Raw genomic sequence first — 20,567 nt, forward strand, 5'->3', positions numbered from 1 at the left:
TGGAAGAGGAGGAATGGTTCTTATGATGATCGATCAGCAGGAATATTACATTAAAGGCTTATCTTACTCCATTAGATCGGCAGAGGAAAAGGATGCTGAGGCCTTGTCTTCACTTCGTGTACAAATCGATGGGGAAACCGAGAACATGGATCGTGAAGAGGGTGAAGCGTATATTGACGTAGCCGGGTTTAGGCGGATCATCCATTTAGACACTGAGAAGTCAAGGAATCTGTTCCTTGTTGCTGTAGTAGCGGGTGAGATTGTGGGATACTCCCGATGTGAAGGTACAGAGCTGAAGCGCTTTTGCCATAAAGTTGAGTTCGGCGTGTGTGTAGCCCGAGAGTTCTGGGGGCATGGGATTGGCAAGAACTTGTTAGAGAAGTCGATAGAATGGGCAGACCAGACTGGTGTAGAGAAGATGACGTTGAACGTGCTGGCATCCAATGAAAAGGCAATCGAGTTATACCAAAAGAGTGGCTTCGAGATCGAAGGTATTTTGAAAAAGGATCGTAGACACACGGATGGACAGTATCACAACACGATAGTGATGGGCAGGTTCAGAGACTAATAGTATAAAAAGTGAAAAGCAGAATCTATATAAGCCCACAGCTTATGGAGTTTAATTATTAGATTTGATACCGACATAATAGATAGCAGTGTTATTGAGAAGATGTATTATGTTTCTTATCTTATAGAACGAATGTAATGATGTTGAATGAGTCTATTCACAACCTAATTATTGAGATAGATTAGACCGGTGAGTGTATATAGGATATAGTAAGAGGATAGTGCCATTGGAAAAGAGATTATGAAGAGGTTGAATCAAATATATAATCAGTTTTCAGATGGGATATTTTACAAGTAGTAATTTTGTTGTGTATATGATATATTCTATTTCCGGCCAAAAAACACGGTTTACACGGTGCGGCAAGCGAATGAAATAAGCTTCGAAAGAAACTTAAAAAAAGAGCTTGCTAAGTTGGTTCGGAAGTGTTATGATATAAAAGTTACTGAGGAGAACGACATTCGGTAACAAAATAAGTTTGATCTTTGAAAACTGAACAACGAGTGAGTAAACATTCTGCTTGCAGAATGAACGCAAAAGTTTGAGACAAGCCTTGGCTTGAATCGACTGGAGCACAAATGAGATTTTTAATCTCGTCAGATTCAAAATGAGCTTATCGCTCTTTTCAATACTTTATTGGAGAGTTTGATCCTGGCTCAGGACGAACGCTGGCGGCATGCCTAATACATGCAAGTCGAGCGGACTTGAAGAGAAGCTTGCTTCTCTGATGGTTAGCGGCGGACGGGTGAGTAACACGTAGGCAACCTGCCCTCAAGTTTGGGACAACTACCGGAAACGGTAGCTAATACCGAATAATTGTTTTCTTCGCCTGAAGAGAACTGGAAAGACGGAGCAATCTGTCACTTGGGGATGGGCCTGCGGCGCATTAGCTAGTTGGTGAGGTAACGGCTCACCAAGGCGACGATGCGTAGCCGACCTGAGAGGGTGATCGGCCACACTGGGACTGAGACACGGCCCAGACTCCTACGGGAGGCAGCAGTAGGGAATCTTCCGCAATGGGCGAAAGCCTGACGGAGCAATGCCGCGTGAGTGATGAAGGTTTTCGGATCGTAAAGCTCTGTTGCCAGGGAAGAACGCTTGGGAGAGTAACTGCTCTCAAGGTGACGGTACCTGAGAAGAAAGCCCCGGCTAACTACGTGCCAGCAGCCGCGGTAATACGTAGGGGGCAAGCGTTGTCCGGAATTATTGGGCGTAAAGCGCGCGCAGGCGGTCATTTAAGTCTGGTGTTTAATCCCGGGGCTCAACCCCGGATCGCACTGGAAACTGGGTGACTTGAGTGCAGAAGAGGAGAGTGGAATTCCACGTGTAGCGGTGAAATGCGTAGATATGTGGAGGAACACCAGTGGCGAAGGCGACTCTCTGGGCTGTAACTGACGCTGAGGCGCGAAAGCGTGGGGAGCAAACAGGATTAGATACCCTGGTAGTCCACGCCGTAAACGATGAGTGCTAGGTGTTAGGGGTTTCGATACCCTTGGTGCCGAAGTTAACACATTAAGCACTCCGCCTGGGGAGTACGGTCGCAAGACTGAAACTCAAAGGAATTGACGGGGACCCGCACAAGCAGTGGAGTATGTGGTTTAATTCGAAGCAACGCGAAGAACCTTACCAGGTCTTGACATCCCTCTGATCGATGCAGAGATGTATCTTTCCTTCGGGACAGAGGAGACAGGTGGTGCATGGTTGTCGTCAGCTCGTGTCGTGAGATGTTGGGTTAAGTCCCGCAACGAGCGCAACCCTTATATTTAGTTGCCAGCACTTCGGGTGGGCACTCTAGATAGACTGCCGGTGACAAACCGGAGGAAGGTGGGGATGACGTCAAATCATCATGCCCCTTATGACCTGGGCTACACACGTACTACAATGGCCGGTACAACGGGCTGCGAAATCGCGAGATGGAGCCAATCCCAACAAAGCCGGTCTCAGTTCGGATTGCAGGCTGCAACTCGCCTGCATGAAGTCGGAATTGCTAGTAATCGCGGATCAGCATGCCGCGGTGAATACGTTCCCGGGTCTTGTACACACCGCCCGTCACACCACGAGAGTTTATAACACCCGAAGTCGGTGGGGTAACCGCAAGGAGCCAGCCGCCGAAGGTGGGATAGATGATTGGGGTGAAGTCGTAACAAGGTAGCCGTATCGGAAGGTGCGGCTGGATCACCTCCTTTCTATGGAGAATCGTTTCCTGCAACGGAAACATTCAAATATGCAGCTTAGCTGCAAAACACTCACTCGTTGTTCGGTTTTGAGAGCTCAAACTCTCAAACAGCTTGCTTTTGCATGGAGCTTGTTCTTTGAAAACTAGATATCGAAACGAAACAAACGCGAATTAGAACATTCCTTTAAGCTGAACTTGTGCAAACAAGTCAAGTGTATAAAGGTAGTTAAATTGCTTTTGTGAGGGTATCGGGTGAGAGCGACTTTTGGCTTTGCGCAAGCAAAACAAGGGAAGCGAGCGACCGAAACCGGAACAAAATGGTTAAGCTACTAAGAGCACACGGAGGATGCCTAGGCGCTAGGAGCCGATGAAGGACGTGGCGAACAACGAAACTGCCTCGGGGAGCTGTAAGCAAGCTTTGATCCGGGGGTGTCCGAATGGGGAAACCCAGCTGGGGTAATTTCCAGTTACTCATAACTGAATACATAGGTTATGCAGAGGCATACCAGGGGAACTGAAACATCTAAGTACCCTGAGGAAGAGAAAACAATAGTGATTCCGTCAGTAGCGGCGAGCGAACGCGGAGAAGCCCAAACCAGAGAGCTTGCTCTTTGGGGTTGTGGGACGTCTCACATGGAGTTACAAAGGAACCGGTTAAGCGAAGAGGTCTGGAAAGGCCCGCCAAAGAAGGTAAAAGCCCTGTAGTTGAAAGTTGGTTCCCTCCGAGACGGATCCCGAGTAGTGCGGGGCACGTGAAACCCCGTATGAATCCGGCAGGACCATCTGCCAAGGCTAAATACTTCCTAGCGACCGATAGTGAAGCAGTACCGTGAGGGAAAGGTGAAAAGCACCCCGGAAGGGGAGTGAAATAGAACCTGAAACCGTGTGCTTACAAAAAGTCAGAGCCCGTTTTAGGGGTGATGGCGTGCCTTTTGTAGAATGAACCGGCGAGTTACGTTCCCGTGCAAGGTTAAGGTGAAGAGCCGGAGCCGCAGCGAAAGCGAGTCTGAATAGGGCGAATGAGTACGTGGACGTAGACCCGAAACCGGGTGATCTACCCCTGTCCAGGGTGAAGGTGCGGTAACACGCACTGGAGGCCCGAACCCACGCATGTTGAAAAATGCGGGGATGAGGTGGGGGTAGCGGAGAAATTCCAATCGAACTCGGAGATAGCTGGTTCTCCCCGAAATAGCTTTAGGGCTAGCCTCGGAAAACAGAGTCGTGGAGGTAGAGCACTGATTGGGTGCGGGGCCCGCAAGGGTTACCAAGCTCAGTCAAACTCCGAATGCCATAGACTTACTTCCGGGAGTCAGACAGTGAGTGCTAAGATCCATTGTCAAAAGGGAAACAGCCCAGACCATCAGCTAAGGTCCCCAAGTGTGTGTTAAGTGGGAAAGGATGTGGAGTTGCACAGACAACCAGGATGTTGGCTTAGAAGCAGCCATCATTGAAAGAGTGCGTAATAGCTCACTGGTCGAGTGACTCTGCGCCGAAAATGTAACGGGGCTAAACACACCACCGAAGCTATGGCTTGATGCTTTGCATCAGGGGTAGGGGAGCGTTGTATAAGGGTTGAAGGTGTACCGTAAGGAGCGCTGGACATTATACAAGTGAGAATGCCGGTATGAGTAACGAAAAGATCAGTGAGAATCTGATCCGCCGAAAGCCTAAGGGTTCCTGAGGAAGGCTCGTCCGCTCAGGGTAAGTCGGGACCTAAGGCGAGGCCGAAAGGCGTAGTCGAAGGACAACAGGTCGAAATTCCTGTACCACCGTAAGCCGTTATGAGCAATGGGGGGACGCAGTAGGGTAGTGACGCGGACTGATGGATGTCCGTCTAAGCAGTAAGGCTGATGTGTAGGCAAATCCGCACATTGTAAGGCTGAGCTGTGATGGGGAGCGAAAATTATAGTAGCGAAGGTCATGATCTCACACTGCCAAGAAAAGCCTCTAGCCAGGTGATGGTGCCCGTACCGCAAACCGACACAGGTAGGCGAGAAGAGTATTCTAAGGCGCGCGGAAGAACTCTCGTTAAGGAACTCGGCAAAATGACCCCGTAACTTCGGGAGAAGGGGTGCCCCGGTAGTGTGAATAGCACGAGGGGGCCGCAGTGAAAAGGCCCAAGCGACTGTTTAGCAAAAACACAGGTCTGTGCGAAGCCGTAAGGCGAAGTATACGGGCTGACGCCTGCCCGGTGCTGGAAGGTTAAGGGGAGTGGTTAGGAGCAATCCGAAGCTGTGAACCGAAGCCCCAGTAAACGGCGGCCGTAACTATAACGGTCCTAAGGTAGCGAAATTCCTTGTCAGGTAAATTCTGACCCGCACGAATGGCGTAACGACTTGGGCGCTGTCTCAACGAGAGATCCGGTGAAATTTTAATACCTGTGAAGATGCAGGTTACCCGCGACAAGACGGAAAGACCCCATGGAGCTTTACTGCAGCTTGATATTGAATTTGGGTACGATCTGTACAGGATAGGTGGGAGCCTTTGAAACGTGAGCGCCAGCTTGCGTGGAGGCAACGTTGGGATACCACCCTGATCGTATCTAGGTTCTAACCTGGTACCGTAATCCGGTGCGGGGACAGTGTCAGGTGGGCAGTTTGACTGGGGCGGTCGCCTCCTAAAGAGTAACGGAGGCGCCCAAAGGTTCCCTCAGAATGGTTGGAAATCATTCGAAGAGTGCAAAGGCATAAGGGAGCTTGACTGCGAGACCTACAAGTCGAGCAGGGACGAAAGTCGGGCTTAGTGATCCGGTGGTACCGCATGGAAGGGCCATCGCTCAACGGATAAAAGCTACCCTGGGGATAACAGGCTTATCTCCCCCAAGAGTCCACATCGACGGGGAGGTTTGGCACCTCGATGTCGGCTCATCGCATCCTGGGGCTGAAGTAGGTCCCAAGGGTTGGGCTGTTCGCCCATTAAAGCGGTACGCGAGCTGGGTTCAGAACGTCGTGAGACAGTTCGGTCCCTATCTGTCGTGGGCGTAGGAAATTTGAGAGGAGCTGTCCTTAGTACGAGAGGACCGGGATGGACGTACCGCTGGTGTACCAGTTGTTCCGCCAGGAGCACCGCTGGGTAGCTATGTACGGACGGGATAAACGCTGAAAGCATCTAAGCGTGAAGCCCCCCTCAAGATGAGATTTCCCAGTATGTAAGACCCCTTGAAGACGACGAGGTAGATAGGCTGGGGGTGGAAGTGCAGCAATGCATGGAGCTGACCAGTACTAATCGGTCGAGGGCTTATCCAATAGCAAGTTCTAAATCGCGTGTTTCGTTTCGAATCTAGTTTTCAGAGAACGATCTCTGAAATGTAAGCTAAGCTATGCGTTTGGTGGCGATGGCGGAGGGGTTCCACACGTACCCATCCCGAACACGACCGTTAAGCCCTCTAGCGCCGATGGTACTTGGACCGCAGGGTCCTGGGAGAGTAGGACGCCGCCAAGCGAAACCCCATTGGGGTATTTTTTTTCGAAAATTGATAAGGGCCCTTAGCTCAGTTGGTTAGAGCGCACCTCTGATAAGGGTGAGGCCGGTGGTTCGAGTCCACCAGGGCCCATAGCAAGACCACAACAAGAAATACACCAGAGTATGGGGCCATAGCTCAGCTGGGAGAGCGCCTGCCTTGCAAGCAGGAGGTCAGCGGTTCGATCCCGCTTGGCTCCACCATTCCCTGATAGCTCAGTTGGTAGAGCACTCGACTGTTAATCGAGTTGTCACAGGTTCGAGCCCTGTTCGGGGAGCCAGTAAGGCCCGTTGGTCAAGGGGTTAAGACACCTCCCTTTCACGGAGGTAACAGGGGTTCGAATCCCCTACGGGTCATAATATGGAGGCTTAGCTCAGCTGGGAGAGCATCTGCCTTACAAGCAGAGGGTCGGGGGTTCGATCCCCTCAGCCTCCACCATATAAACTTTATAACGACGCGGGGTGGAGCAGCCCGGTAGCTCGTCGGGCTCATAACCCGAAGGCCGCAGGTTCAAATCCTGCCCCCGCAATTATACTTTCCTTTGAGAAAGTGATCTGGAACCGTGGTGTAGTTGGCCTAACATGCCTGCCTGTCACGCAGGAGATCGCGGGTTCGAATCCCGTCGGTTCCGCCATTTTTTTTTAATGTAGTAAGGCTCGGTAGCTCAGTCGGTAGAGCAGAGGACTGAAAATCCTCGTGTCGGCGGTTCGATTCCGTCCCGAGCCACCATTTATAACACCATGTAATACGCCGGTGTAGCTCAACTGGTAGAGCAACTGACTTGTAATCAGTAGGTTGGGGGTTCAAGTCCTCTCGCCGGCACCATGTAATCCTGGAGGATTAGCGAAGCGGCCAAACGCATCAGACTGTAAATCTGCTCCCGTACGGGTTCGGTGGTTCGAATCCATCATCCTCCACCAGTTTTTCTATGAGTCATTAGCTCAGTTGGTAGAGCACCTGACTTTTAATCAGGGTGTCGAAGGTTCGAGCCCTTCATGACTCACCATTATATGCGCGTGTGGCGGAATTGGCAGACGCACTAGACTTAGGATCTAGCGTCTTTGACGTGGGGGTTCAAGTCCCTCCACGCGCATCCTTTATTTGCGGAAGTGGCTCAGCGGTAGAGCATCGCCTTGCCAAGGCGAGGGTCGCGGGTTCGATTCCCGTCTTCCGCTCCAATATTTTGCGCCCTTAGCTCAGCTGGATAGAGCGTTTGACTACGAATCAAAAGGCCGGGAGTTCGAATCTCTCAGGGCGCGCCATTATAACTTCATATTTTGCCGGCGTGGCGGAATGGCAGACGCGCTCGACTCAAAATCGAGTGGGAAACCGTGGAGGTTCGAGTCCTCTCGCCGGTATAGATAACGGGATGTAGCTCAGCTTGGTAGAGCACCTGGTTTGGGACCAGGGGGTCGCATGTTCAAATCGTGTCATCCCGATTGTTGTTATGCGGGTGTAGTTCAATGGTAGAACTTTAGCCTTCCAAGCTAATAGCGTGGGTTCGATTCCCATCACCCGCTTATATATTGAAAAAGAAAGAGACGGTACTCACCGTCTCTTTCTTTTTTTCTGCATTCACAGGCATATTGACCATGATTGTATGCAAAGATCACGGACTATATGGCTGATTAGCATGTACCAACATGTATCCCATCCTCACGATATATTCCCCTCTCTTTTAAGTCTGTCCTTAGTCATTGTGGAAGTGTTCAAATAGAGAAGGTCTAACACATGTTTGAACACAAGAATATCTTTTCTTTATCACAATTTATAAAAACGCTTACAAAAATAGCTTGCGTAAATCATTAACCTGTAATACCATATCAATTAAGCGCTTAACCTTTAGGGGTAAGGCGCTTAAACTTAACGTAGATTAAGCGCTTAACCCGTAAAGGAAAGGACGGCGATCAATTCATGAATACAATTCGACTAACGATGGCTCAGGCACTGCTTCGATACCTGGATCAGCAATATATCTCGGTTGACGGGGTGGAAACCAAGTTTGTGAAGGGAATCATCGGTATTTTTGGACATGGCAATGTAACAGGCATTGGAGAAGCGCTGGAGCGCAGTCCGGGAAGCCTGACGTATATGCAAGGCAAGAACGAACAAGGTATGGTGCATACGGCAACGGCTTATGCCAAGCAGAAGAACCGTAGACAGATTTATGCATGTACAACATCCATTGGACCTGGTGCTTTGAATATGATTACAGCTGCAGCTACTGCAACGGTGAACCGGATTCCGGTTTTATTGCTTCCTGGAGATAACTTTGCTACACGGGAACCGGACCCGGTACTTCAGCAGTTGGAAGTGAGCAGTGATTATACAATCTCAGCCACTGATCCATTCAAAGCCGTCAGCAAGTACTGGGATCGCATTGTTCGTCCCGAACAGCTGATGATTGCTGTTACACAGGCCATGCGTGTGCTAACCGATCCAGCAGAGACAGGAGCAGTAACGCTCGCATTGCCGCAGGATGTGCAGGCAGAGGCATACGATTATCCAGAATCGTTCTTTGCCCGCAAAGTACATTATCTGGATCGTCGCCCCCCGGTACAGGCAGCCATTGAGCGGGCAACGGAGCAGATTGCCCGAGGCAGAAAGCCGCTGCTCGTTGCAGGCGGCGGTGTGTTGTACTCTGAGGCATCCGCCCAGCTCGTGGAATTCGCCGAGGCATTTGGTATTCCGATCGCCGAGACGCAGGCGGGCAAGAGCACAGTTTCTTGGGACCACCCACTAAATGTGGGGGCAATCGGGGTTACCGGCTCTCTGGCAGCCAATAGGCTGGCGAGAGAAGCAGACGTGGTGATCGGCGTTGGTACGCGGTTCTCGGATTTCACGACGGCGTCCCGCTCTGCTTTTCAACATCCGGAAGCGTCATTCATCAACATCAACCTGAACAGTATGGATGCCGCCAAGTTAGGCGGAGAAGCCATTCTGGCAGATGCTCGCGAAGGATTGCAGGCTTTGCAGAAGGAATTGCAGGAAAGACAATACCGAAGTGCATATGGCGCATCTGAAGTTGCTGATCTCCGCGCTGAGTGGAATGCAGAAGTGGATCGGCTGTATGCAGCTCAACATGAAGCAGGGCTGGCACAGACTACCGCAGTCGGCGTTGTTAACCGGACGATTGATCCATCCTCCATCATTGTGTGTGCGGCAGGTAGTCTGCCAGGTGATCTACATCGTCTGTGGCGTGCGTCTGAACCAAAGACATACCACATGGAGTATGGGTTCTCCTGTATGGGGTACGAGGTAAGCGGAGCGTTCGGAGCAGCACTTGCCGAGCCGGATCGGGAAGTGTACGCCATGGTAGGAGATGGCAGTTATCTGATGCTGCATTCGGAGTTTGTGACCAGTTTGCAGGAACAGAAGAAGATGACTGTCCTATTATTCAACAACAATGGATTTCAGTGTATTCATAATTTGCAGCGGGAACACGGTAGTGACGGGTTTGGCAATGAGTTCCGTTATCGGGAGTCAGAAAGCGGACGATTGACCGGGGACTACATGCCAATGGACTTCGCAGCTCACGCCCGAAGCATGGGAGCCAAATCCTATAGAGCGGAGACGGCAGAACAGCTGGAACAGGCACTCCGAGATGCGAAGAATGAAACGGTGAGTACATTGATTGAAATTCCGGTCGTGCCTGGAACCAACGCAGGTGGATACGAGTCATGGTGGAATGTGGGTGTACCTGAGGTATCTGCCGAAGAAAAGGTAGTTCATGCTCATCACACGATGCAAGCCAACCGTGCCAAAGCAAGACCGATTTAATCCGGTTTAATATAGTGAACCACAATGTTGAACGACAAAGGAGACGTGGAGCAATGAGCAAGCTGCCATTTCAGCTTGGGATTCATCCGATCAATTGGGTCGGTGAAGATGTGAAAGAGCATGGTGATGCGACAACGTGTGCACAGATTCTGGATGACATTCAGCGTCTTGGGCTGAGAGGTACAGAGATGGGACGTAAATATCCGACTGACCCTGCTATATTGCGTGAGGAATTGAGCAAAAGGAATATCAAGTTGGTCTCTCAGTGGAAATCGGTACTGTTCTCCGATCTGGCGTATCGTCAGTCGGAGCTGGACAGTTATCGCAGACATGCGGAGTTTCTGCAATCCATGGGCAGTAAGGTGATCAGTACGGCGGAGGTAGGCGGGTCACTTCATTTTGATCCAAGACGAACTCCGAATGAAAAAGAAGTGCTCAGACTCAGCGAATCTGAATGGCATATTCTTGCTGAAGGGTTGAACGAAGCAGGAGCTATTGCTCGCGAACATGGGTTGAAGCTTACGTACCATCATCATGGAGGCACAGTGGTAGAGCAACCGGATGAGATTGATCGACTGATGGAGCTGACAGACCCTTCTCTCGTGTATCTGCTCTATGATACTGGTCATGCCTACTATGGCGGAGCCGATCCACTTGAACTGCTACGCAAACATTATGATCGGATCGCCTATATCCATCTGAAAGATATCCGCCCGCATGTGCTGGATGAAGCACGCGCGGAGCAGTCTGACTTTGTCGGTTGTATTCGTAGAGGAGTGTTCACCGTACCAGGAGATGGATGCATTGATTTTGCACCAATTCTGCAAGAACTGATCACACGAGGGTACGATGGCTGGGCGATGCTTGAAGGAGAGCAGGACCCTGCGATTCATAACCCGTACGAGTATGCCAAACGCTCCTTGAACTATATGGAGTCCTTATACCAACACAGCTGATTTGTTCAGCATTGCAGCGGTCAGAGGCCAAACCCATGAAGTGAAAAGGAAGAAGGCCAGCAAGAGTATAAAGTTACAATTGGAAAATAAAACTGACTTACTCTAGCCGTTTACGAGTTCTTACGATGGAATGAGTAACTAGTCTAGATATCCATATAGAACATGGAAAATCCCACTACAGAAAGGGGCTCACATGCAATGACTTACGTATCCTTTCCGGTATCCAGGAAGAAGGATTTCACCGCGATTGGCCGCTTGTGCATCGACTTGAACGCCAATGAGATCAATCGCCCGATGGAAGAGACGATGACGTTCACGAAGTATGTAGGTGGCTCTCCGGCCAATATTACGATTGGCATGTCCAGACTGGGTATGAAGACGGCTTTTATCGGCAAAATCGCAGGTGACCAGATGGGCAGATTCATCCAGAGTTATTTGGAGAAGAACGGCATCGACACATCAAATGTAGTTACAGATGACACCGGAGCGGTGACAGGGCTTGCTTTTACAGAAATCAAAAGCCCAACCGATTGCAGTATCCTGATGTACCGGGACAATGTAGCTGATCTGTTATTACAGGCGCAAGAGGTGCAAGAGCAGTTGATTGCTGACTCCAAAGTGCTGCTAATCTCAGGCACAGCCCTCGCGCAGAGCCCATCCCGTGAAGCCGTATTACAGGCACTAACGTATGCAAAAAAACATGGCACAGTTATTGTGTTTGATCTGGACTATCGCCCATACACTTGGACATCAGATGAAGAGACAGCGGTCTATTACAACCTCGCAGCTGAGAAATGCGATATCATCCTCGGTACACGTGAAGAGTTCGACATGATGGAGACATTCGATCACAATCCGGATCATAGCGATCAGGTGACTGCACAGAAATGGTTTGATTTCTCAGCGAATATTGTAGTAATCAAACACGGGAAGGAAGGATCCATTGCTTATACGCGTGAAGGGCTTTCCCACCGTGCGGACAGCTATCCGGCAAAAGTGGTCAAAACGTTCGGGGCAGGCGATTCCTATGCGGCTGGGTTCCTGTATGGATTGATGCAGGGCTGGACGATTGAGCGCAGTATGGCCTATGGCAGTGGCGCAGCAAGTATCGTCATTTCAAGCCACAGCTGTTCGGATGCGATGCCAACAGTAGAACAGGTGAATGATTACATCGAACGTTGCAATCGGGGCGAGATCACCGTGTCCTGAAGCTCGTTGCAATACTTTGAATAACACACTCATACAGATCAACATCAATGATATAAGTTCAACATAAGGGATCACACATAAGCGAAGGGAGACAGGGCTATGGGAAAAGGAATTTCTGAAGCGTCTGCAACAGCGACAATGGTACAAAACTGGATCGGAGGTGCCTGGGTAACCCCAGCGTCAACTCGTACGGAGCCGGTTGTGAATCCGGCCACGGAAGAAGTTATTGCACATGTGCCACTGTCCGAACAAGCGGACGTGGATCTGGCGGTTCAGACAGCACGAGAAGCGTTCAAATCCTGGAGCAGCACACCGGTTCCACGCCGTGCACGTATTCTGTTCCGCTACCAGCAGTTGCTGGTTGAACATTGGGAAGAGCTCGCTCGCCTGGTGACACTGGAGAACGGTAAAAGTTATGCCGAAGCGTACGGCGAGGTATTACGTGGCATTGAATGCGTCGAGTTCGCGGCAGGTGCCCCGAATCTGATGATGGGCAAACAACTGCCTGATATCGCGACAGGGCTGGAGTCGGGCATGTACCGCTACCCAATCGGCGTAATTGGGGGGATTACCCCATTCAACTTCCCGATGATGGTGCCGTGCTGGATGTTCCCGCTTGCTATTGCGTGTGGTAACACCTTTGTCCTGAAGCCGTCCGAGCGCACACCGCTGCTGGCAGGCCGCCTGGCAGAGCTGTTCAAGGAAGCGGGGCTTCCTGACGGAGTGCTCAACATCGTTCACGGTGCGCATGATGTCGTGAACGGGTTGCTGGAACATAAGGATGTTCAAGCGATCTCCTTTGTCGGATCACAACCTGTGGCTGAATACGTCTACACTACTGCATCCAAGCATGGCAAACGGGTACAGGCACTCGCGGGTGCCAAAAACCACTCCATCGTTATGCCGGACGCCGATCTGGATCTAACCGTGAAAGAGATTACCAGTGCAGCTTTTGGTTCAGCAGGGGAACGTTGCATGGCATGTGCGGTTGTTGTGGCTGTGGGTGATGTGGCTGACGAACTGGTACAAAAGCTGGTGGAAGCCGCAGACCGCATTACCATTGGTAACGGCATGGATGAGGGCGTGTTCCTCGGTCCTGTCATCCGTGGACCACATAAAGAGCGCACACTTAGTTACATTGAAGCCGGAGAGCAGGAAGGCGCGGCATTGATCAGGGATGGACGTAAGGATCAGGCGACAGGTGAATCCGGTTATTTTGTAGGGCCTACGGTATTCGACCAAGTTGATAGCAATATGAAAATTTGGCAGGATGAGATCTTTGCTCCGGTACTCTCGGTGGCAAGAGTGTCTACGCTGGAGGAAGCCGTTGAGCTGGCGAACCGTTCCGACTTTGCCAACGGGGCGTGTCTGTTCACCCGCAGCGGAGCGAGTATGCGTCAATTCCGTGAAACGATTGATGCGGGCATGTTGGGTATTAACCTGGGCGTACCTGCACCAATGGCATTTTTCCCGTTTTCCGGTTGGAAAAAGTCCTTCTATGGTGATCTACATGCCAATGGTACGGATGGTGTTGAATTCTACACTCGCAAGAAGATGGTAACGGCGCGCTGGTAACAACCAGAGCATCACTCGGGCTAAGGGGAACGCCCAGCCCATATGGACGCACATAGGGAGGATAACGGAATGGGCAAGGACAAAGTGAGAATTGGCATCATCGGTGCTGGACGGATCGGCAAAATTCATGCAGACAATCTCCTGCGCAACCCGCATGCCGAGATTGTGGGAATCAGTGACTTATTTGCAGGTCCTGAATTGGAGGCTTGGGCCTCCAGTCGTGGCATCCCTGTTGTAACAACGAACAGCAGCGAGTTGATCTCGATGCCTAATGTAGACGCGGTGCTGATCTGTTCTTCAACAGATACACATGTGCCGCTGATCGAACAGGCCGCCCAGGCGGGCAAACATATCTTCTGCGAGAAGCCGGTCAGCATGGATCTGGCACAGACCCAAGCGGCTGTAGCGGCAGTTCAGAAGGCTGGCGTGAAGCTACAAATTGGATTTAACCGCCGCTTCGATCACAACTTCAGACGGATACGTGCGCATGTGCAGGATGGTACGATTGGTGATCCACATATTATCAAAATTACGTCTCGCGACCCGAGTCCGCCTCCTGCGGAGTATATCCGGGTGTCTGGCGGGATTTTCATGGACATGATGATCCACGATTTTGACATGGCTCGGTATCTGTCCGGGAGTGAAGTGGAAGAAGTATACGCTCAGGGTAACGTGCTGATCAATCCGGTTTTTGCGGAACATGGTGACGTGGATACAGCGATTGTAACGATGACGTTTGCCAATGGAGCGATTGGTGTCATTGATAACAGTCGTCAGGCTGTATATGGGTATGACCAGCGTGTTGAAGTATTTGGCTCGATGGGCAGCGCCGCAGCGGCGAATGATCATCCAAATACGGCTGAGATCAGTACAGCGGCCGGGCTTATGCGCGACAAACCGTTACACTTTTTCCTGGAACGCTACAATGAAGCGTATGTGCAGGAGACAGCCCTCTTTATCGATGCAATCATTCATGATACACCAGTTATCGTAGATGGCCACGATGCAGTACAGGCAGAACGAATTGCGCTGGCAGCAAAACTGTCCATGGAGCGGGGAAGACCTGTGAAGCTGAGTGAAGTCCCTGGGGTGTCACTGGAATCGCAAACAGCAACGCCATAGTAGAAGATTAAAGTCACTTTTTTGAATAGAGGGCATGAATAGTCCAAGTTTTTGTTTTTTATAAGTATCAGGTTGTTGTGGACGATTACAGAAAGGAGTGGATGACAAGATGTCAGAACGTATTGTGAAACCCGTGGTCAACCCGGAGGGAGACGGTACACTTATAAACGTAACACCGGAGTCGGCGGGGTGGGAATATGTTGGCTTTCAGGTAGCGAAGCTGGCGGAGGGGGAGACGCTAACCCGTGAGAGCGGTGATCAGGAACTCTGTGTGGTGCTTCTCAGTGGTTTCGCCAATGTAAGTACCCGGGAGCACACATGGGATAATATCGGAAAAAGAATGAGTGTTTTCGAGAAAATTCCGCCGTATTCGGTCTACGTCTCAACTTCCGATCAAGTGCAGATCACAGCACGTACCGAACTGGAAATCGCTATATGTGTTGCACCCGGTAAAGGCACGCACCCGGCTCGTCTCATTACACCCGAAGATGTAGGGGTAGAGGAGCGAGGATATGGCAATCTGGAACGCCAGATTCACAACATTTTGCCGGAACAAAAAGAAGCGGACAGTCTGCTCGTTGTTGAGGTATTCACTCCAGATGGGCATTGGTCCAGTTACCCGCCACATAAGCATGATCGGGACGCTCTCCCGGATGAATCTTTGCTGGAAGAAACGTATTACTTCCGTGTGCAGCCTGAGCAGGGATTTGCCATTCAGCGCATATACACGGACGATCGTTCTGTGGACGAGACGCTAGCAGTGAAAAACGGTGAAGTGGTGCTTGTTCCGGACGGATATCATCCGGTAGGCGCTCCTCCAGGGTATGAGGTCTACTATCTGAACGTGATGGCTGGACCAACCCGGACCTGGAAATTCCATAACGATCCTGACCATGAGTGGTTGATGAAAAAGTAAAACAGTTTATGCTACGCACATTGTGCTGGCTTCAAGTTGCGTATGCAGACTTCCCCCTGCATAATGAGAAGAAGAGAACAATTATCTATGTATAACGAAATTTATATATAGCACAAATGGGGAAAAACAATGAAAGCAACCATATACGATATAGCACGCGAGGCGGGGGTATCCATTGCAACCGTCTCGCAGGTCATTAATGGCAAAGGCAAGATCAGCGAGAAGCGGCGCGCCGAGATTATGGAGATCATGGAACGCCTTCATTATCAACCCAGTGCGATCGCAGCTGCACTTACAGGGAAGCAGACGTATACATTGGGGCTGCTCGTACCGGACATCTCAAACCCGTATTTCGCAGAACTCGCCAGAGCCGTGGAGGATCGAAGCCGTCAATTGGGTTACAGCGTGGTCATCTGCAGTACGGATAATAAGGACGAGCGGGTAGAGCGTTACCTGAATCTGCTTCAGCAAAAAAGGGTCGATGGCATGATGATCGGAACCGGGATCGATAATGCCGAAATTTTGTCACCACTTTTGCAGCAGTCCATCCCTGTCGCTTTGATTGCACGTCATATGCCATCCCTGTCGGTTCATACAGTCACCATTGATGACATTCTCGGTGGAGCACTCGCAGCGGAGCATCTGCTTGAACTTGGGCACACCCGTGTAGCGGTTCTGTCGGAACCGTCCAAAGTCAGCAGCAGTCAGGAACGTGTACGTGGATTCCGTGAAACCCTGATTAAGGCAGGTCATACGCTGGAACCGAATCAGATCCGGGAATCGGCAGCTGACCTGAGCTCGGCCAAAAAAGAGGCGCTATTGCTGCTCGGTGAGAAGGATCACCCGACAGGTTTGTTCTGTTGTAATGACATTCAGGCCATCGGTGCACTTCAGGCAGCCAAAGAGCTGGGCCTACGCGTGCCAGAGGATGTGTCGATTATCGGATTTGATAATACCATTCTGGCTTCGGTGACCAGTCCACCGCTTACGACCGTTGCCCAGCCAATTGAAGAACTGGGACATCGCGCTGTAGATCTGTTGATTGAAGAGTTAAAGGATGAGCGAAAAGAACCGCAGAAGATTGTCCTGAAGCCCGAGCTGGTTATCCGAGAATCAGCAGGCCGTGTATTGGGCTGAAAACAAATAGTTTTCGGCGTACGCTGAACAGACGTGAGGCCAAGTCTACGTGTGTCATATTCATGGCTCGGGATAAGTGTTATCGTCTTACCTCGTTCTGAATAGGTAATAAAACAATATAACAAAGTAACAAACAAGCCGCGTTCACCCTATGGGAGAACGCGGCTTGTTTGTTTAAATCTTCAATTAAATCTTTAATTTTTAGTGTAGCCCAAAACGTCATCGTAATTGAGAGAACAGAGATAAGAAATGACATTGGAACAGAAGGAGTGAGATGTTATACTGGAATATATCAATAATTACCAATTTATATGTTTTATGTAGATCTAGAGAGGGGATTGGGATGAGTAGACAAATCAAGATGATTATGGGTATCGTCATGATTATTGTTTTTTTAGCTATTGCCGTGCGTATGTATACCTCTGGTCAATATACTAAGTATATCCCCAGCAAACACACGACGTTTCGAGCAGAGGTCACAGATCATATGACGATGCTGGATACATTGGATCGACTGACGATTAGGAAAAGCTCCGACAATGAACCGTATAATGAAGATGATGAAGTGACGATTACAGATCCCAATGAGATTAGAGATATGCTGAAGCTATTAAAGGATGTTGATCTTAAAAGAGTACGGGAATTCGACGTTTCCGAAAGGAATCCGCATTACTATGAGTGGCGACTTACCATTAATAAAGAAGGTCGCTTTACCGATGGATTTGGACTGACGTTTTATAATGAAAAGTCCATCTCAATCTACAGCGAGGCAAAAACGAGAGACAAATTTGAGGACTACGAGATTACCAATGAGTTTAATCTGAATGAGATGGACCGCCTTTTTGAAAAGCTGAAGGAGGAGCAAACATGACCATCATATCCAACTATTATATACGCCCTATTGAAGAACAGGATATCCCTTTCCTGTGGGAGATGTTATACGCATCCCTGCATAGAAGAGAAGGTGATGAAGCTTTTCCAATCGAAAGTATTCATACTCCCGGACTGTCCAAATACGTTGAAGACTGGGGAAGAGAAGGGGATTTCGGGTATGTTGCAGTTGACCAGCAGGGCAAGAGACTAGGTTCAATAACATTAAGATTCTATACGGATCAGAATGCGGGATACGGTTATGTGAATGCAGCTACGCCAGAGATGGGGATGGCTGTAACGGAAGATGCACGTGGAAAAGGAGTAGGTACCTTACTGCTTCAGACCGCATTAGATGAGGTTGAACGGCGGGGAATTGCAGCAGTCTCGCTCAGTGTTGACCCGGATAACCAAGCGATTCGCTTATATAAGCGGTTAGGATTTGTGGAGGAGTCCCTAAATGGTACATCAGTAACGATGGTGCGTGTAAGTAAACTTGAATCTTAAATGATGAGCGGTCGGATCACTGCCAAAACTGAGTAAACCACGTGGAACTGCAAAAGAAGAGGCGTTTCCTCATGGGAACGCCTCTTTCTGTGTGCCATGTACAGCATCGGTATCTCTCTTATTATACTAAGTCCGTAGCACTTCAATATTATTTCAACAAAAATGCCAAAGCCTCGTCATACGTTTCCCATTGGAATTCAGTCTGGTGCGCCGATTCTTTGGAAATCCGATTCAATTGCATTTTGGCGATTGCACCACCTACCGCTACACTGGCTCGTTTCATACCCCAATGTGTCAGTAATTTCTGGTGTTCCACAATTTTTTCTTTGGTATCCTGAGGGAAAGCCTTCATGTTCCGCATATCTACTAGCACATCAAACGAATTCCCCAATTGTTCCGCTATTCTCTGGATTTCTGTATTCGTTTGTTCGACATGTTCAGGAGAAACAATACCTTCCCAGATAATTTCAATAATAGGTTTAGTTGAATCCAAACGTCTAACAGACATGTAGGCAACTCCTCGATAATAAAATAATATGTAATATATGAGACTATAAGCCTATTAATCATACCTTTTTATAACGAGAATGAAAACTAAATTCATAATTAAGCGGTTCTTATGGACTGCTTATTCCTAGGGAAGTTAAATTCAGGGATTGTTATCATATCTTCTTTGGAAGGAAGGTTAAATAGCTAAAAGCCGCCCAGAGAATGAACTCCAGACGGCTTCTATAACTGTAACATGATAAATTGAAAATCCTACGTAAATTAGAAGCCAATCTTCAAACTGTTACCTTCCGTTGCTACACCTTTGGAAAGGGAAATGCTCAGCTTTTGTTCTGCCGAGAAGCCTAGTGTTTCCCCATCATGTAGCGTGACGTCGTTCTCAACCACATACGTTGTGGTCATGAACATCATCTCAAATACATCGCTTAAGGATTCAGACGATTGCATAATCTCCATCTCTTCTTTTCCAAAGTTACGTAGTCCGTAAGTGTAAGCTGAAGCGCCTTCGGCATTTTGGAATAATCCGATGAAAATCCAGAGCGAGACTGGCAACTCATCATGTTTGATCCCACGGCTGGTTTCGACATACTGACTGGCTTCAACAACAAGTGGGGCCATGTATATGGCAAGCGCGTGATCCAACTGTAACAAAGCACTCGCTGTTTGAGTGAACAGAACATGTCCTTCAATTGCATCTGTTGCGTTCAGAACAGAGACAATAATCTGAGACTGGTGCCGTGAGGTAACTTGCTCCGCTTCTCGCCAAAGGATATTGAGTTTGGCATTCTCCTCAACTTCACAGTCAGGCACAGGCGCGGCAATGTGGGCACATACTACCTGCATTCCATTCACTTCGAAAAAGAGATTGCCCTCCTCTGGGCGTTCTTCAATCTCGATATCCCATTCGTTCTTCATGTTCCTGATGAAGAGGTCAAAATCACAATCGTCACGCTCCAGCAGGACAAAACCCACGATGGTTTCACTGTAATTCGTCGATTCGACAGCACCACCTGCAGGTACTTTCTCCTTTTTGCGCCGCCGAAGCTTGTCAAACAATCCCATGACATGTTCTCCTTCCAATTCCAGAACGATTCTGGTCATTGTACACTGCTATCTATTCACTACCTTACCATAAAGGAGTTAACATGAATCGAAGCAATGCACCATTCGACAGAAATTACAGGAACAGAACTAGCAACAACGCAATGATCGCAGGCAAACCTTGTTTGATAATGATCGACCGTGAAGAAGTTGCTCCTCCATAAAGAGCCGCGATAATCACACACGCCAGGAAGAAAATCTGAATATGCTGTCCAACGGCAGCATCCGGATATACGAGTCCCCAGATCAGACCTGCCGCAAGAAATCCATTGTAAAGACCTTGATTGGCCGCGAGAGATTTGGTGGATTTGGCGAATTCCGGCGTGAGATTAAAGGTTTTCATTGTGCGTGGACGAGTCCACATAAACATCTCCATCACCATGATATAGAAGTGTTCGACAGCTACAAGAGCTACAAAAATGATACTAATCAAAGGAAACACCTTGCTTTCTGATATGTAATTTATTTACTTGTCCATCCTAGTATAAGTGTTTGCAACAAGAACGGAAAGAGCAAATTTAATTTGTAACAATTTAATTGCGTATTATTAAAATCATTTATCGTTTTCCAGTTGAGTTATGATGTTGAAATTAAAAAATGGTTACAAAGCTAAGCATACGCCGATTGTCGACAATCCATTCATTGGGTAATAATGAACAATAAAGAAGTAATATTGCTCAGGAAAG

13 protein-coding genes, 17 tRNA genes and 3 rRNA genes are annotated in these 20,567 nt (G+C 49.1%); 30 read left to right on the forward strand and 3 right to left on the reverse strand.

Going from position 1 to position 20,567, the window contains the following annotated elements:
- The first annotated feature begins 22 nt into the window (after positions 1–22).
- The 30 genes from NST38_RS01380 (at position 23) to NST38_RS01525 (ending at position 18,273) form a co-directional block, all read left to right on the forward strand.
- Entirely contained in the window at positions 23–568 is a 546-nt protein-coding gene (locus tag NST38_RS01380) for a GNAT family N-acetyltransferase (protein WP_076254164.1), read from the forward strand.
- 630 nt (positions 569–1,198) lie between these two features.
- Positions 1,199–2,751: ribosomal RNA gene (locus NST38_RS01385) — 16S ribosomal RNA — on the forward strand.
- 309 nt (positions 2,752–3,060) lie between these two features.
- Positions 3,061–5,986, forward strand: a 23S ribosomal RNA gene (locus NST38_RS01390).
- A 79-nt stretch (positions 5,987–6,065) separates the two neighbouring features.
- A 5S ribosomal RNA gene (rrf, locus tag NST38_RS01395) occupies positions 6,066–6,182 on the forward strand.
- Together the 16S, 23S and 5S rRNA genes with 17 tRNA genes alongside form the textbook arrangement of a ribosomal RNA operon.
- A gap of 38 nt (positions 6,183–6,220) precedes the next feature.
- Positions 6,221–6,294 (forward strand) — tRNA-Ile (locus tag NST38_RS01400).
- 34 nt (positions 6,295–6,328) lie between these two features.
- Positions 6,329–6,404: transfer RNA gene (locus NST38_RS01405), tRNA-Ala, on the forward strand.
- A gap of 1 nt (position 6,405) precedes the next feature.
- Positions 6,406–6,481: transfer RNA gene (locus NST38_RS01410), tRNA-Asn, on the forward strand.
- Between the two features lie 4 nt (positions 6,482–6,485).
- Positions 6,486–6,557, forward strand: a tRNA-Glu gene (locus NST38_RS01415).
- Positions 6,558–6,563: 6 nt separating this feature from the next.
- Positions 6,564–6,639, forward strand: a tRNA-Val gene (locus NST38_RS01420).
- Between the two features lie 17 nt (positions 6,640–6,656).
- A tRNA-Met gene (locus NST38_RS01425) sits at positions 6,657–6,730 on the forward strand.
- 27 nt (positions 6,731–6,757) lie between these two features.
- A tRNA-Asp gene (locus NST38_RS01430) sits at positions 6,758–6,835 on the forward strand.
- 19 nt (positions 6,836–6,854) lie between these two features.
- Positions 6,855–6,930, forward strand: a tRNA-Phe gene (locus NST38_RS01435).
- Positions 6,931–6,950: 20 nt separating this feature from the next.
- Positions 6,951–7,026: transfer RNA gene (locus NST38_RS01440), tRNA-Thr, on the forward strand.
- Between the two features lie 9 nt (positions 7,027–7,035).
- A tRNA-Tyr gene (locus NST38_RS01445) sits at positions 7,036–7,121 on the forward strand.
- A gap of 10 nt (positions 7,122–7,131) precedes the next feature.
- A tRNA-Lys gene (locus NST38_RS01450) sits at positions 7,132–7,207 on the forward strand.
- A gap of 6 nt (positions 7,208–7,213) precedes the next feature.
- Positions 7,214–7,294: transfer RNA gene (locus tag NST38_RS01455), tRNA-Leu, on the forward strand.
- A gap of 10 nt (positions 7,295–7,304) precedes the next feature.
- Positions 7,305–7,379 (forward strand) — tRNA-Gly (locus tag NST38_RS01460).
- Positions 7,380–7,386: 7 nt separating this feature from the next.
- A tRNA-Arg gene (locus tag NST38_RS01465) sits at positions 7,387–7,463 on the forward strand.
- Between the two features lie 17 nt (positions 7,464–7,480).
- A tRNA-Leu gene (locus NST38_RS01470) sits at positions 7,481–7,559 on the forward strand.
- A gap of 7 nt (positions 7,560–7,566) precedes the next feature.
- Positions 7,567–7,640, forward strand: a tRNA-Pro gene (locus NST38_RS01475).
- Positions 7,641–7,650: 10 nt separating this feature from the next.
- Positions 7,651–7,721 (forward strand) — tRNA-Gly (locus tag NST38_RS01480).
- Positions 7,722–8,115: 394 nt separating this feature from the next.
- On the forward strand, positions 8,116–9,981 hold the full coding sequence (gene iolD, locus NST38_RS01485) for a 3D-(3,5/4)-trihydroxycyclohexane-1,2-dione acylhydrolase (decyclizing) (protein ID WP_341343762.1): 1,866 nt from the start codon (positions 8,116–8,118) through the stop codon (positions 9,979–9,981).
- 53 nt (positions 9,982–10,034) lie between these two features.
- Positions 10,035–10,937 (forward strand): myo-inosose-2 dehydratase, encoded by a 903-nt coding sequence (gene iolE, locus NST38_RS01490; protein WP_076254893.1) that lies wholly within the window; start codon positions 10,035–10,037, stop codon positions 10,935–10,937.
- Positions 10,938–11,135: 198 nt separating this feature from the next.
- Positions 11,136–12,146 (forward strand): 5-dehydro-2-deoxygluconokinase, encoded by a 1,011-nt coding sequence (gene iolC / locus NST38_RS01495; protein ID WP_036671941.1) that lies wholly within the window; start codon positions 11,136–11,138, stop codon positions 12,144–12,146.
- A 99-nt stretch (positions 12,147–12,245) separates the two neighbouring features.
- The gene (locus tag NST38_RS01500; protein ID WP_244661184.1) at positions 12,246–13,721 is read left to right on the forward strand and encodes a CoA-acylating methylmalonate-semialdehyde dehydrogenase; all 1,476 of its coding nucleotides are present in this window, start codon (positions 12,246–12,248) and stop codon (positions 13,719–13,721) included.
- Between the two features lie 69 nt (positions 13,722–13,790).
- Positions 13,791–14,843 (forward strand): inositol 2-dehydrogenase, encoded by a 1,053-nt coding sequence (gene iolG / locus NST38_RS01505; protein ID WP_076254895.1) that lies wholly within the window; start codon positions 13,791–13,793, stop codon positions 14,841–14,843.
- 109 nt (positions 14,844–14,952) lie between these two features.
- Positions 14,953–15,759, forward strand: coding sequence for a 5-deoxy-glucuronate isomerase (gene iolB, locus NST38_RS01510; protein ID WP_076254897.1), 807 nt, complete (start codon positions 14,953–14,955; stop codon positions 15,757–15,759).
- Between the two features lie 129 nt (positions 15,760–15,888).
- Positions 15,889–16,896, forward strand: a complete 1,008-nt coding sequence (locus NST38_RS01515) for a LacI family DNA-binding transcriptional regulator (protein ID WP_076254899.1) — start codon at positions 15,889–15,891, stop codon at positions 16,894–16,896.
- A 343-nt stretch (positions 16,897–17,239) separates the two neighbouring features.
- Positions 17,240–17,767: a hypothetical protein gene (locus NST38_RS01520; protein ID WP_076254901.1), complete on the forward strand. Its 528-nt coding sequence runs from the start codon at positions 17,240–17,242 to the stop codon at positions 17,765–17,767.
- The gene (locus NST38_RS01525) at positions 17,764–18,273 is read left to right on the forward strand and encodes a GNAT family N-acetyltransferase (protein WP_083685194.1); all 510 of its coding nucleotides are present in this window, start codon (positions 17,764–17,766) and stop codon (positions 18,271–18,273) included. Before NST38_RS01520 ends, NST38_RS01525 begins: the two co-directional genes overlap by 4 nt.
- 148 nt (positions 18,274–18,421) lie before the next feature.
- On the opposite strand, the gene NST38_RS01530 is transcribed toward NST38_RS01525, so the two are convergent.
- The 3 genes from NST38_RS01530 to NST38_RS01540 all read right to left on the reverse strand — a co-directional run bounded on the left by NST38_RS01530 (position 18,422) and on the right by NST38_RS01540 (position 20,314).
- On the reverse strand, positions 18,422–18,781 hold the full coding sequence (locus NST38_RS01530) for a hypothetical protein (protein ID WP_076254902.1): 360 nt from the start codon (positions 18,779–18,781) through the stop codon (positions 18,422–18,424).
- A 260-nt stretch (positions 18,782–19,041) separates the two neighbouring features.
- Positions 19,042–19,881 (reverse strand): DUF4261 domain-containing protein, encoded by an 840-nt coding sequence (locus NST38_RS01535; protein WP_341343763.1) that lies wholly within the window; start codon positions 19,879–19,881, stop codon positions 19,042–19,044.
- Positions 19,882–19,957: 76 nt separating this feature from the next.
- A complete protein-coding gene (locus NST38_RS01540; protein WP_036608019.1) occupies positions 19,958–20,314 on the reverse strand; it encodes a DUF1304 domain-containing protein in 357 nt (118 codons plus the stop codon).
- Between the last annotated feature and the right edge of the window lie 253 nt (positions 20,315–20,567).

It is taken from the genome of Paenibacillus sp. FSL H8-0104 (assembly GCF_038050215.1).
GTDB classification, from domain to species: domain Bacteria; phylum Bacillota; class Bacilli; order Paenibacillales; family Paenibacillaceae; genus Paenibacillus; species Paenibacillus amylolyticus.